The organism is Acidobacteriaceae bacterium (genome assembly GCA_035944135.1).
Lineage (GTDB): Bacteria > Acidobacteriota > Terriglobia > Terriglobales > Acidobacteriaceae > Granulicella.
The window spans coordinates 458,223-471,139 of record DASZBM010000010.1 but is presented as its reverse complement, the minus strand read 5'-3'; the positions used below and the strand labels follow the sequence as shown (position 1 = coordinate 471,139).

General features: G+C 55.1%; 12 protein-coding genes. 4 read left to right on the top strand and 8 right to left on the bottom strand.

Features of this window, described 5'->3' with window-relative positions:
- Nucleotides 1–93 precede the first annotated feature (93 nt).
- Nucleotides 94–831, bottom strand: coding sequence for a hypothetical protein (locus tag VGU25_16545; protein HEV2578815.1), 738 nt, complete (start codon nt 829–831; stop codon nt 94–96).
- Nucleotides 832–1,371: 540 nt separating this feature from the next.
- Between VGU25_16545 and VGU25_16540 the strand changes: the two genes are divergently transcribed.
- From VGU25_16540 to VGU25_16530, 3 genes are read left to right on the top strand one after another with little or no spacing between them, the layout of a single operon-like run.
- Entirely contained in the window at nt 1,372–2,208 is an 837-nt protein-coding gene (locus VGU25_16540; protein HEV2578814.1) for a hypothetical protein, read from the top strand.
- A 50-nt stretch (nt 2,209–2,258) separates the two neighbouring features.
- The gene (locus tag VGU25_16535) at nt 2,259–2,951 is read left to right on the top strand and encodes a hypothetical protein (GenBank protein HEV2578813.1); all 693 of its coding nucleotides are present in this window, start codon (nt 2,259–2,261) and stop codon (nt 2,949–2,951) included.
- A 7-nt stretch (nt 2,952–2,958) separates the two neighbouring features.
- Nucleotides 2,959–3,921 carry a WYL domain-containing protein gene (locus VGU25_16530; GenBank protein ID HEV2578812.1) on the top strand — a complete coding sequence of 321 codons (963 nt, stop codon included), beginning with the start codon at nt 2,959–2,961 and terminating at the stop codon, nt 3,919–3,921.
- An 89-nt stretch (nt 3,922–4,010) separates the two neighbouring features.
- Here the strand turns inward: VGU25_16530 and VGU25_16525 are convergent, their stop codons facing one another.
- Complete coding sequence (locus VGU25_16525; protein ID HEV2578811.1) at nt 4,011–4,199, bottom strand: hypothetical protein; 189 nt, start codon at nt 4,197–4,199, stop codon at nt 4,011–4,013.
- Between the two features lie 144 nt (nt 4,200–4,343).
- On the opposite strand from VGU25_16525, the gene VGU25_16520 reads away from it, so the two are divergent.
- A complete protein-coding gene (locus tag VGU25_16520) occupies nt 4,344–5,081 on the top strand; it encodes a hypothetical protein (GenBank protein ID HEV2578810.1) in 738 nt (245 codons plus the stop codon).
- A 131-nt stretch (nt 5,082–5,212) separates the two neighbouring features.
- Here VGU25_16520 and VGU25_16515 read toward each other — a convergent pair whose 3' ends face one another.
- From VGU25_16515 to VGU25_16490, 6 genes are all read right to left on the bottom strand, one after another.
- On the bottom strand, nt 5,213–5,878 hold the full coding sequence (locus VGU25_16515) for a 3'-5' exonuclease (GenBank protein ID HEV2578809.1): 666 nt from the start codon (nt 5,876–5,878) through the stop codon (nt 5,213–5,215).
- Between the two features lie 169 nt (nt 5,879–6,047).
- On the bottom strand, nt 6,048–6,464 hold the full coding sequence (locus VGU25_16510; protein HEV2578808.1) for a hypothetical protein: 417 nt from the start codon (nt 6,462–6,464) through the stop codon (nt 6,048–6,050).
- A gap of 458 nt (nt 6,465–6,922) precedes the next feature.
- On the bottom strand, nt 6,923–8,845 hold the full coding sequence (locus VGU25_16505) for a TniQ family protein (protein HEV2578807.1): 1,923 nt from the start codon (nt 8,843–8,845) through the stop codon (nt 6,923–6,925).
- Nucleotides 8,842–9,855 (bottom strand): TniB family NTP-binding protein, encoded by a 1,014-nt coding sequence (locus VGU25_16500; GenBank protein HEV2578806.1) that lies wholly within the window; start codon nt 9,853–9,855, stop codon nt 8,842–8,844. The genes VGU25_16505 and VGU25_16500 overlap by 4 nt, the downstream gene beginning before the upstream one ends.
- A complete protein-coding gene (locus VGU25_16495; GenBank protein HEV2578805.1) occupies nt 9,845–11,839 on the bottom strand; it encodes a Mu transposase C-terminal domain-containing protein in 1,995 nt (664 codons plus the stop codon). The genes VGU25_16500 and VGU25_16495 overlap by 11 nt, the downstream gene beginning before the upstream one ends.
- Nucleotides 11,833–12,402: a TnsA endonuclease N-terminal domain-containing protein gene (locus VGU25_16490; protein HEV2578804.1), complete on the bottom strand. Its 570-nt coding sequence runs from the start codon at nt 12,400–12,402 to the stop codon at nt 11,833–11,835. The genes VGU25_16495 and VGU25_16490 overlap by 7 nt, the downstream gene beginning before the upstream one ends.
- Nucleotides 12,403–12,917: the final 515 nt, after the last annotated feature.

Genomic DNA, 12,917 nt, shown 5'->3' with positions numbered 1-12,917 from the left:
ACCCGCCACCAAGATCTCTTTGACGAGTTGCTCGGGCCGCTTTCCGCCGCGCGAAGTGCGCGTCTGACATCCGGCCATCCAGCGCGATCGCGGTCACAGCTTCGGACCCTTCCGAGTTCGGTAAACTCGGCGCTGCGGCGGTACGGGTCTGCCAGTGGTGAAGCAGTCGTACAGCACCTTGAGACGCAACCGGCCTCGGTTAAAGCTCCTGCTATCCCAGCCGATATCCGCCTGGGCTTCGGCAAAGGTCCGGCAGGAGGCCGTGCTGATTAGCAGCGACTGTAGTTCCGGATTGTAAACACGAGTGAACTCGATGAACTTTGCGACCACTCCGTGCTGGGCCGGTTCACCAAACGACCGTGAGAGCTGCTGGGCGTATGAGATTGAGATCTCACCTAGGCTGATTTCGTCCGAGGCCCTCCGCCCGAAAGAGATTTCGCAGTCCACTGAGAGCCGAAAGGTCCCTTGCTTGGTGATCGGGTTCCGGCGAGCCTGCCGCTGAAGGGTGAAGAACCGATTGCGCAATATGTGGTTCAGATAGCCGAAGAAGTGAGCTGAGTCTCCGTGACCCCTTTTGGGATTGAATGTCATGACGCGGTCTTTGCATCCGCCGCGAAATCCGTTTGTCCCAGGGGCGCGGAACTTGGACTCAGCTGGCAAAACGAGCAGAAAGTAGTTCAATTCGCTTTCCATCTCCAGGCGGTCCTGCAATGGACTGCGCTGCATATACCGACCGACGAACTCTCGCACATAACCGGGGTATTGTGTATGGAATTGCGAGAAACTGCATGGAATGTGGAATGCGCCATCAGCAGCGAGGCGAGTGCTCATTCGCTGGAGTCTACCTTTTATTCCAAGCCCGAACACGTTCTGAAGCGGGATGGGCGTGCCCCTCCGGTGCAAGTCACGCGACTCCGGGTCCCCTCCCTGTCTGGAAAGCCCTTCCAGTTAAGCCGTTTGCCAATGGGATTGACTGACGCACCGGACCCAGATGCTTTGCATCTGCCTGTGCCGGTTGCCGCTGCATGGGCTTACCCCGAGAAGCCTCCGTGGCAGTCGTCCTCAGTTTGTTGTGTGGGTCAGAACCTCCTTTTGCGGGGTGCTGCGTCGCAGGGATGTGCGTTTTGGCCGTGCGACACATCCTGTCGCAGGCTAATAGCACAATGAGAATTGATGCTACGCCTTAAGGGATTAACCGTGAACCGTCGCAGATTTCTCTACTTTTTGTCTTCCTTGACAGCAGCCAGCATGCCTGTCCCAAGCGCATGCTCCCCGAGGCGCGACCAAAAGTCCTGCATCGAAGAATACGGAAGCCGGTTCCATTCTGACGGGCGGCTTCATGTCGGAATCGTAGGTGTTGGAGGCCCAGGCGTGTTCTACCTGGATCGGGTTGCTCAGAGCTTCAACTACCCATGCAAACGAATTGCAATAGCGCAGAACATGCCTTACCTGCGCTTTTCTAGTGCTGAAGATGCTCTATTGGTTGCCAAGAACGGTTCGTATCCATTAACGATCGGAGAGGCTCAACTCCCCGCGCAGGGCCGGAGGTCCGACATTGCCAATCTGGTTTCTGGCTTGGACGTGGCGTTCATCCTGACCAATTTGTATGCACTATCCGACCAGGGGCTTTCTTCCGTCGTCGCAGAAGCGCTTCGCGAGGCAGGTGTCTTCACCGTTGCGATAAAACCCACCGGCCCGGACACTGAAGGCTACAGGTCGCTCGACTCGCTGGTAGATGTCGGGTTTGAGATGCCTGTGAACGCGATTAAGCACGAGGTTCACCTCCCTCGAAAACATAACAGGGGCGATTTGCTTTGTGCAGCAGTCGCCCAAACATGCCGAGTCGTCACATTTGCACTCGCGAAGTCGGGATCTCGAGGGATTGACGCAACAGAACTGCGATCTGTCCTGAGAGGGGGTGGTTCTTCCGTGATCAGTTATCGAAACGGGAACGGCGTCGAAGGGCTTTTTGCTGCGTTCGATGCAGCTTGTGCGAGCCCGCATTTAGGCCCGGAGGGAGTCAGAACGTCCCGAGGTTTGATGGTATCCATTGAGGCACGTCCGGGAATTCTCAATGATGAGGATAGAGACTCGATAAAGGATAGAATGGCGAGAATCGCCACGAAGGGTACACGACTCCATCTCAAAACCTTTGAGAATCAGAGCCTCTACTCTGATTACAGAGTTACGATCCTTGCGCGTGGCTGAGTGTGAGTAGCAATTTTCAGAAGACGGATTAATTTCGGGAAAGAATGTGTATGGCCACGAACGATCTACATGAACGAAATGTAGCTGAAATAGTACAGAAGGCGAACGAATTCTTAGGTCCAATTCTGGATGAGTCGGGCACGGTACTCTACAGCTCTTGCGAGACACTCAAGCCCGGCAAGTACTATTTTCTCGGTTTGAATCCAGGCGGGTCGGAAGAAGGCACGACAAAGATTCGACAATCCTTGGTTGACCTCGACACATCAACACTGAATGCCTACCTTGATGAATCATGGTGTAGCGATCCAGACTGTAAGGGGTGTCGACCACTTCAGAAGAGCTTCAAATTCCTCTTCGAAGAGCTTGGAGAAGACCCCTACACTGTCTGCGCATCAAATCTAATCTTCAAGAGAAGCAGGGATGAGGGAGACGCCAGATACCCAGAATTGGCGGAATTATGCTGGCCAGTTCACGAGGCCATCTTACAGGTTGTCCAACCGCACACGATCATCACATTCGGCGACAAAACCTTCAGATTTGTCGCGAAGCAGCTTGGAGGCGGTTCCGTACAGTACTTCGATTCTGGGCATGGAAACTGGGCATGCCAATCTCTAATAAAAAAAGGGTCGCCTTCACTCATTGGCCTGCCACATCTGAGCAAATATGCGCTCTATAACCATCGCGAAGTCGTAGAGAAGATTAGATCACTGATTCAAATAGGGCCATGTCCCCCCACAGTGTGAAATCACCGTGCCCAAACGCCCCGCCTCGCTCGAGACACTTCAAGTTGCTTTGGAACTCCTTCGTCGAATTCCAAAGGGGCGAACCGTAACCGCGCCGCAACTGAAACAACTGCTCGCAGGCTCCGGCTTTGAGCGCAACATCCGCACCATTGAGCGGCAATTGGAAACGCTCACGCTCTCCGGCTATTTCGGCATCGAGCGCGACGAAACCAGCAAGCCCTATCGCTATCGTTGGAATGCCCTCGCAAAGGGGTTTTCTCTGCCCGCGCTAACCGCGCAGGAATGCCTCTTGCTCGCGTTGGCCGAGCAGCAGTTGAAGCAATTGCTGCCGCCACGCCTCATGAAGTCGATGGCGGCCTTCTTCTCTCAGGCCATGAACCAACTCGACGAACAGGCCACAGCCCGGCAGGAACGCGAGTGGCTCAAGAAGGTTCGGGTTGTCAGTACCAGCCAACCACTGCTCCCGCCCAAGGTGGACGAGCAGGTCTTTGAACAAGTCTGCAACGCGCTGTACGGTGACCAATGGCTGATAATCGAGTATCTCAACGCCGCAGGCGAGGAAAAGAAGAGCCGGGTCATGCCGTTAGGATTGGTACAGCAGGGCCCGCGAATGTACCTCGTCTGCCGCTTTGAGGGATATGAGAACGAGCGTAATTTGGCGCTGCACCGGATTAAGGCGGCGAAGGCATCTTCCTTTACTTTCAGACGACCGCCGAAGTTCGATTTGAAGCAGTACGATGACAACGGTCGTCTTGGCTACGGCAACGGTGAGTTGATCACGCTCAGCTTCTGGATCGAAAAGGACTATGGCCTTCATCTGCTCGAATCGCCACTCTCCAAGGATCAGCAGGTTTGCGAGGGGAAAAAACACTACAAAATCAATGCCACGGTTGTTGACTCGGCAATGCTCGATTGGTGGCTTCGCGGCTTTGGGAAGGCCGTGAGCAGAATTTCGAAACACCACGTCTGAAGGTATACGGTAAGCGTTGGAAGCTGCTCGAGACACCCAGCCAGGATGCCGTATCACTTGCTTAACCTTTCTGTGTAGCAGCTGACGTCCTAATCGCGGCGCAGATCAGATAAAGTCGCCACTTTGATCGGGCCGGGTTGACACTGCTCGAAGAAGGTATGCAGAGAAGGGCTCGAATTCCGCGCCTTGGCTTGGCTCAGGCCACTCAACCCACCTTTGCGCACATCCAGGATCTCGCACACCTCATCCGCTGATCTCGCTTCCACCTGTACGATCATGCGTCGCAAGATCTCGGCTGCGGGCCAACTGCCGAGATCATCGACCAGCTTTTGGACAAATAATCTCTGTAGCCTTGGCGGCGTCTCTTAGGGTATTCCTGAGAGTCAGGTCTGAACCATCACATCGCGGAGTTCGGCTAATTGATGAGTGGAATTCTGAGCGGAAACATACACCTCGATCTCTCACCCGGAGAACTTGATAACGTTCTGGGCTTTCTTGGGTACGGCCCTATATCCGCGCCAGTGTGGTTTGTTGGTTTGGAAGAGGGGCTGGCGGGTATGAGCCAGGAGGACACGATCCATAACTTGAAGGCCCGTGCCCGGTTCAGCCCTGTCATGGACTTGAGAGAGGCACACTTGCGACTCGTGCGGGCCGGTTGCCCCATCGACGTCGAACTGGACCCGCCTAGGACTCAAGTATGGCAGTACATGGCGAAGATCATGCTCGCTCGGAGCGGCTGCAAAGAATGGAACTCGAATCGAGCTGTCAAGGAATATATAAAGAACAGTTTGGGGCGCAGTGGTGGAGAGACATTTCTGACAGAACTGTCACCTGTACCGACCGGCAGAAGTAACGATTCGACCTGGGCGGTTGAATTCGCTAGATTGAAGCCCGGGCTAGATGACATAGTAGCCGCCCGATGCATCAGGCTCAAAGAGACCCTGGAAGCACTGGTTCCGCGTCCTCTTGTGATCTGCTACGGTTTCGGCAGTCAAATGAGGTTCGCGCATCTTCTGGGCGAAGAATGGGTTTCCATTGGCCGCCAGATCAAGGCCGCGCATCACGCACAATACCTATTGCTCCCCTTCTTCGGGAACGGGCATATGAGCCACGCCGTTATTGAGAGTCTGATGAGTGTGGGAATCCTGACAAATCAATGAGCCCAGGCGCGAGTGCTACCGGTTGCCGACACGGAATGACCGAACTCAAGCTCGACCAGGTGCGAATCGACGCCCTGCGCTGCAATCCGGTGGTCGGCGCACGTGAAGTGAGTACTGCCTCTCCGTTACGATCAGCTCGAAGCAGATCGTAACGCACGACTCAGCGTCTCACCAAAGACCGTCGCCGGCGATTCATCCGTGACAACAGGGGCATATGCCGGAACGGAATCGGAGATGCCCCGCATACGCCGGATCATGGCCGCATGCACCGCAGCCGTGTTTTTCGCGTCCGCCAATGCAGTATGGGCAACCCCGTCGAACTCGATTCCGAGGACGTCCATCGCGGTCCGCAAACTGGGCTGCGCTCTGAGCAGGAAATTACGCCAAAACAGTTGTGCCACGTCGACGCAATTTCGTAAAGGCGAGCGTAGCTTGTACCGTCCACAGGCTTCGGCCAGGAACTCACTATCGTGCCCCCAGGTGCAACACATTTTCTGCTTCGGGGAGAAGTCCTGTTCGAACCGGGCCAAGACCTCCGGCAGAAGGGGTGAGCATTTCAGGTCAGCTGCCGTCAGTCCGGTGATGGCGGTGCATCGGTCACTGATATCGAACGGACGCGGCCTGACGAGATAATCCTTTTGCAACTCAATCTCCAGCGTTTCTAGATTCAATTCCACCGCGCCGATCTCAATGATCTCCCGGTGCTGTGTCGTCGGTTTCGTACTGTCCCAGCAGTTCCACTCCAAATCAATGTAGACGGCGCGTTCAAACTGTACCTCCGAGTCCTTGTTACTCATATCGCCTCATTCAAACTGTCAATTGTTCGCCGTGCAAGCCTGCAAAATGTCAGCCTTCTCTATAACCGTTTGGCAAAGAGATCACCGTGTCGACTAAGAGACGCAACGAGTACTAGCCTTCCGCCCAAATTGCTAATTCCTCCCCACGGCAAATCCGACAGCACACCATTCAGAGCTCCATAAGGGAGGATCGTCCGTACCTTGCATCCTTGGCCGCGAATATCGCTTCGTACGTGTGTTTTAGCGATGCAGGCACGGGGACCTCGTCCACAGCCCGTACCTTGCGATCGAAGTCACGCACCAGGCGTTGATAGCCAATCGGCCAATCGGCCACAACGCTGGCAGCTGCATGGAAAATGTCTCTGGACCTCATGCGATACTCAGGAACTCGGTCCGCCTGGAGGCGATATTTTCCAAAGGAGCGAATCGTGCTTAGCATCCAATCGAACGGAGCCTCAAGCAGCTCCTTCTCGATAAACGAGGAGCCTGTCTTCTGCGACACACTCTGCCCCGTTAACCTGAATCGAATCAGATCCAGCAACCCAACAGCTTCAGAAGATAGCTCATGATTCGGCGCGTTCTTCATCGGTGCTCCACAGCGACAGATCAGCATGCCCTGTCTATCCCCCGGCACCTTCTTCTTGCATTTTCCGCAAAACCACAGGCAGGCGCGTCTGTGTACAGGGCAGCCAACATACAGCGTTAGGTCCCACGTGGCCTCAATGTAGCCCAACTCGCCCACGCATTCGGGACACACTTTAGAGTTCGAAAGACTGAGGTCCTGGGAAGCCACCACGTGGCCCAGAATCCGAAAAGTGCTGTCATCGTCGGACCAATGCTTATACGCAATCGCTTCGAGTGTCTCGACCGGACAGCCGATTGGCGCGGCCAGCTTCGCAAGATCGAGATTCGTCCAAGCGAGATCACTCCGTGTGAACCCCGCGAATGCGAACGTCCGGCCAACACCCGTATGCCCGTTCGCTTCGACGAGTCGAAGTAGGTAGCCTTGTAGGCTCTCCGTTGGTTTGGGAGGCGGATGTCTCACTAATCGAACGTCACGCATGTGTCATCACCTATGGGAAGCAAGTTGTTCGGCTGCGATGTGGCGCAGTCCGAGGATTCAGTTTCGGTGGCCATCATTCTTCTGACCTGGTCGACGTGGATAAATGGCCGAGGAGCAGTCTTGGGACGTGAAGGAACAAGGAGGAGCGATATTCCCGCAACCTCGCACCTCTGACGCAACGCGCGGCTCGATGTCCGATGTGCTTTCGCGAGAGTAGCAAGAGAGATCCAACACGCACGGAGTGCTTTGATCGAGTCCACGGTGACTCTCAAACCAGCGGGAGAAACAACACCCCTGAGCTGTCCTTCACGAACGAGATGCGGAATGCATTCTGGTTCACAACCAAGCTCCCTCGCCGCTGCTCTTGTTGAGCGATGACCAAGGAGTTGCTCGGCCGTCTCCCTTACGAACGCGTCGTAAACCTCTCGATCAATAAACCCATGAGGCGTCGATTTATCACCACTCCCGACAAGTTGAAGTCGGCCGGCGAACAGTCCCCGCAAAACGGCAGCCTTGAGCTCGACTGAGGTGTGAGGATTTTTCAATACCTGTAATAGACTTACGAATCTCTTTGGAACGGATTCAGCGCCGCCCGTAATCGACACAAGACCTGCAATCCGCTCCTTGAATGCCTTCACATCTCTCTCGTGATAACCGGGCTTACTTGGGAACAGGTGATTGACCTCAAAGAGCCCCGTTTTGCGGAGATACTGGAGCAACGGGACGGAGAGTCCCAAGGCCCTCGCCGCCTCTCTCGCTCTGAGGATCCGTCCGGGTACTGTATTCCGCAGTGCTGCTTCTCTGCTGTCAATCAGGACCCGGGACGATCCATCTTGGAGCCGGAGTGAGGCCCGATGCAGGCTGAGGAATCGCCTAGCGGTCCTGGGTTGGACGTCATAGCGAGCAGAAATTTCGGAGGCGGAGAGATAGCGCTTGGAAGCTTTGCCGGGAAACCTCTTGAGTAGGTTGCCGTGGACCGCACCGCCCGTCCAACGCTGCGTCAGGTAGTCCAGAAAGGCCTCCCTGACAAGCCCGAGGAAACTCACATCCTCGCTAGAAGAGCGCTTGAAGACTGCCGTATACAGCCCGGAGAAATGGGAGCGGACTCCGCTCCCCCCCTTCTGCCCCTGTGAGCGTTCAAGATCATCGAGCAGATGAAAGAAGTTGTTGGGCCACTCGGACAGGACGTGCGCCGATCGATTTACCAACGTGACCCTGTCGGATGGGTTCTTCATTCCGTCGGCAAGCACGCGGTACCGGCCCAGTAACCGAACGATCTGGAGTAGCGACCGGAGCTCCATGCCCGCTAAAGTGTCGGCAGGTAGCCCGTGACTCTCGCGGGAACTTACGGTTTCCCTCATCACCACGCACCGGATGACACTGAGAAGTGCCGAGGTCTGCCCGCTCAGCGACCGCACCTCCGCGTCCTGCAAATCGTTCTCACAGCTGCAAGCCAGCAGTCCTTTCCGGTACCAACGCAGCCGTTTCCCACATCGGGCACATACATTGACTGCGGAGCATCGGTGCAGTGGGCAGCCGATCATTAGCGCCAGGTCCCAATAAGCTTCGATGAATCCCTTCTCCATCACACAGAATCGGCAAACCTTCGGATTTTTAAGATCCAACTCAATTGGAGCGAGTTCATGTCCAAGCAGCCGGCAAGAGTGCGGCTCGCCCGTCTCATTGACGTAAGAGATCCGTCTCAATTCGGCAAGCGAACGGGTTGTGACGGCACAAAGCTTCTCGACCGCAAATCCAGTGGTCCTCACTTCGTTCTGCTTCATGCCGGCGAATTGATACAGATTCCAAGGTGAACCGTAGCCGTTCGCTTCAGCGAGCCGAAGTGCGTAGCCAAGGGGACTTTCAGTCACTTCCGGTCCGGGATGTCTGACAAGAATGCTCATCGTACCTTCAGGAGTTCGTTTACAGACTGCTCTCTCTTCCGCGTCTGGGGTCGCCTGGCAGGCTCTTGAGAGGTCTGAACTGTGCCGATCTTTCCCACGGCGTCAAGCAGGTCAACCGTCTCTGAAGGTGTGAAATCAGATGCGAATGGTAGTGGCAAACCTGCGATGCGTTGGCTTGACCAGATCGCTTCCGTGTGGGCGATGTTGAAGTCTTCCAGAGTTATGATTCTGCGCTTGTCGATTGACGCGTTTCGCAGTGTCTGTTTCAGGAGTTTGGAGAGATATCCCATCAAACCTCCTGTAGCGCAATACAGGCGGAACGCCATCTCGTCCGAAGCGAGATTTGGGAGATCAAACTCGCTTGCAATTGCCTCGTAAAATGCATTGAGGATATCTTGCAGTTCGATCCGCTGCCGTTCGAGCGTCCATGAGAATCGGGGAAGCTCGATAGGGGCCAAGAAGCGTCTCGTCAACTGCTCGTTGCTGTCAATGACTGTCATCGCGGTCGGCAGCCCGGCAATAACCAAAGTCGTCCTGGTCTGGTCGATTAAGCCCTTGAGCCAATCAGCCGCGTGGTGCATGACCTTGCGCTTGCCACGATCATAAAACTGCTGGAATTCATCGATAATTACCATTCGAGTCTTCGTTTCCTTCATCAGGCGCTTTAGGCGATTTGTCCTGTAGTTCTCCGTGCCCTGTTCTGCGTCAGCTGCTCCAAGTTCAGTGAGCATTACGCCAGCCAAGCCCTTCGGCGTGGGTGCGCTTGGGGTGGAGACGAAGAGGACGGGGACCTCGCGACCGTTCTCGTCATGGCGAAAGTGGTGTTTGGCGTAGAAGTTTTTGAGCACAGTCGTCTTCCCCGTTCCAGACTCGCCGAGGATGGCCATCCCCTCCGTCTCGCCTTTGCCTTCGGCAAACAAGAAGCATTGCTCGATTCGGGCGGCCGCCTTCTCGAATGCGGAATGCGGAATTAGGATCTCCTCAACAATAGTTCGGCTGTTATTGCTCATTGATATCCTCCCGTTTGATTGCCGCTAACCTTGGTCTGGCTCGAAGGCCGATCGGCATCTCTTGCCGGATGGCAACAGGAACAGGTTGAGTGGAAGCGGGGGCCAGCGATTCTGGTTTGCTTCCTACAATGTTCTTTGCGCTGGCTGTTCGGGCATTAGTCTCCCTCCCTGCATTGCGGGCTCGCTGTTCTAAGTGGGTGGCTGCACGACGCCCGAGGCGACCTCGCTTACCGCGTGCCGCTTGAAGAAGTTCATCGACGAGGGCTTTGGAGTACAGAACGCCTGATTCACGGCCAGCATCCCGCGACTGCTCTCGGTCATGGCGTGTGTAGACCTTGTGTTGAGTAAGGCTGATACCGTCTGCATAGTCGCGCTTAAGCGCAGGTACTCGAATCGGCTTTTCCAGTCCAGGCAAGAAGACATAGCCACAGCCAATGTTTGTCTCGTCAATGCGCAGCTCGACCTCCAGCTTTTCCCCTTTTAGCTGGCGGAGCTTCTGCAATTCATCGGAGTTATAGGAAAGCCCCTTCCATTCAATTCCTTTATGCGTGAGCTTGCGTTTGTATGTCGCGCCTAGAATGGCGTCCAACTCTGTCAGGTCGTCCACATACCGAATTTCATCGGGGTCGATTCCAGACAGCCATACCTGATTTGGTGTCCGCTGGAGCGTGCTGTGGACCCGCTGGTGATAGTTCTCGACTATCCAGATCGTGAGGATTTCGGCTAATTCAGGGAGACTCACACAGGCATGTTTGTCCGGGTTGTAGTCTCCCTTTTCAAGGGTGTTGCGAAACGTTGTACCGGGCATTGTGTGCATGATCTCCTCTTGGATCGTCCTAAAAATACGCTCCACTTTTCCCTTGTATGCTCCCGTTTTTATTGGGGCGAAGTGCGCCTCAATGCCAAGCCGAAGCAGCACGTTCTCTGCGCTTTTTGAATGGAAGTCGCGGCCGTTATCCAGTGCCAACTCCCGCATTACACCCGCGGCGTGCCACTCCGAGTTCAGGCGTGGATACGTCTCTTTCAACTTCGCCTTTGGCGTGAAACATTGCTTTAAGCAGGCAGCAACCGTCCGGAAGCTTGGCGAATCAAAACCTAGCTCAAACCCAAGTACGCAACGGCTATGGTCGTCAATGCATAAGGTTAGCCACGGACGTGCCGTCGGTTGACGCGTTTCGTGATCCACCAAGACCACGTCGAGCAACGTATGATCGATCTCCGCTCGTTCAAGCGGTTTTTCTGTAACCCTATGCCCCTTGACTGATCTGAAGACGACACGTGCGGATTCATACCCATGTCGCGCTGCATGACGATCGAAAGCAGGAAGTCTCTTGATCATCCGGGTCAGAAGTCGGCGACTCGGCGGCTCTAGTTGATGAGCTTTGGGGCGATGATCATTCTGTTGCTGGACCCTAATCCGGGCGTTCTCTAAAGTTTGGTGAATATTCGGACGCTCGCGTCTCAGGTAAAAGGACTGGATCGTCTCATCACAAACCCGTTCGATCTCCGGTTGGCATCTGGGATTCCGATTCCCTTTGGCAGCCGTGTTGTCGACGAGAGCACGGATATCTTCATCCGCGTTCTCGAACCGCGTCAGCCAACGGTACACGGTCGAAAAGCTAGGCGGGCGTGCAGGGTCCTTTATTTCGTTCCAGGTATTCTTAATCGCCTGCTCGAAGGCGGCCTTCGTCTTGGGTAGGCGCTGAACTCCTTTGACATATAGCCGCCTGAGCTTCGCCTGCTCGAACTCTTCAGATAAAACATTAGCGGAAAGAGGGCGTACTAGGACAACGTTCCCATTGGGCAAGAAGGCCAGCCTGCCTTCCTCCAGCATGCGTAGCAGGACTTGCCTTTCTTTCTGAATAATCTCGCCCGTGGACTCTTTCTCAAGTTGCCAGATGCAACCTTGGACAAGCCGATGAAATCTATGTTCCGTGCCATCCAGTCGCACGCGCGTGTTGATCTGGAAGCAGCTGGTCACCATCTGGCACCAGCTGCAACAGAAAACCGCGTCTCCTTCGACCACTCTGAATTCATCTCAACTTGGAGGTAGCCCTCGAGTGCGAGCCGGCACAGTACCTCCCGCCCTCGCGGACCGTATTTCCCGGCGCAGGCAGATAACCAGTCGAGATTTTCTCCAGCTGCGACAGCGCGTCTGATCTTCTCTCGCGCATCCTCGCTGATGGAATTCCGACCGAAGTCCAGGAGCTTGCAGCTGTTCCGCAGCCTAGGTTGGAGCGACAGTTCACTGGCTACCGCGATGCGGTACTGATATCCCCATGCAGGAAGATGTTCGGCCATCAGCGCAGTTCTCGACGCTACCTCGGGTCGACTCGCTTCGGTTTCTGTCTTGACCTCCCAGATTTCTTTTCGACCGTTGAACGCAAACTCAACCAGTATGTCGGGATAGTGTCGCCGCTGCTCGCCCGCTTGGACGTAGACGATCTCACAGGGTTGGTCGTAGAAACTCGCTATCTTCGGGTCGCAGTCAAGTATCCGGAGCGCGTTGAGCTCATGAGGTGATTCCCACTCGAGATTGCCGTTCATCTTCCAGCTTGGATATCTGCCGGTCGGACGCCTACGCGACCGTGTGACTATGCGGCGGGCTCGCACCTGTCCAAACTGAGGGAAGTTGATTCCGAGAACCCGGTCATCTCCTCGGGACACGTTAGACAAAGACAGACGGGTCGGTCTCTCTCGTGATCGGTCATTTGAAAATTCACGGCTACTCAACATTCCGTGCGACATATCTATTTATATATCGTACGATATGTTGTCTGTCAAGCCAATTGCCTCTAGTGTCGTCGGAAGTGGAAACCTTCGACAAACGGAATCTAGATGGCCAGCTAGGCCTGATGGGGACGACGCTGTTGGCTTTGATTCAGTGTGGGCTGTCTACCCCGTACAACTTGATGCGCGAGGCCGCCCTGTCTCTCGGGGTAACTAGCCCTGGCTTGCGCCGTCTCGAAGAGGATGGGTTTATCGTCGGTCAAACGGGGAATCGGAATAAGACCGAATACCAACTCACCCGTAAAGGAGAGGAGAGTCTCCGCGAGTCCCTC

Coding starts and splice junctions, on each gene's coding strand:
- VGU25_16495 (HEV2578805.1), bottom strand. CDS start 11,839: ATGGTGACCAGCTGCTTCCAGATCAACACGCGCGTGCGACTGGATGGC.
- VGU25_16545 (HEV2578815.1), bottom strand. CDS start 831: ATGAGCACTCGCCTCGCTGCTGATGGCGCATTCCACATTCCATGCAGT.
- VGU25_16520 (HEV2578810.1), top strand. CDS start 4,344: ATGAGTGGAATTCTGAGCGGAAACATACACCTCGATCTCTCACCCGGA.
- VGU25_16505 (HEV2578807.1), bottom strand. CDS start 8,845: ATGAGCATTCTTGTCAGACATCCCGGACCGGAAGTGACTGAAAGTCCC.
- VGU25_16515 (HEV2578809.1), bottom strand. CDS start 5,878: ATGAGTAACAAGGACTCGGAGGTACAGTTTGAACGCGCCGTCTACATT.
- VGU25_16525 (HEV2578811.1), bottom strand. CDS start 4,199: ATGATCGTACAGGTGGAAGCGAGATCAGCGGATGAGGTGTGCGAGATC.
- VGU25_16510 (HEV2578808.1), bottom strand. CDS start 6,464: ATGAAGAACGCGCCGAATCATGAGCTATCTTCTGAAGCTGTTGGGTTG.
- VGU25_16535 (HEV2578813.1), top strand. CDS start 2,259: ATGGCCACGAACGATCTACATGAACGAAATGTAGCTGAAATAGTACAG.
- VGU25_16500 (HEV2578806.1), bottom strand. CDS start 9,855: ATGAGCAATAACAGCCGAACTATTGTTGAGGAGATCCTAATTCCGCAT.
- VGU25_16490 (HEV2578804.1), bottom strand. CDS start 12,402: ATGAACGGCAATCTCGAGTGGGAATCACCTCATGAGCTCAACGCGCTC.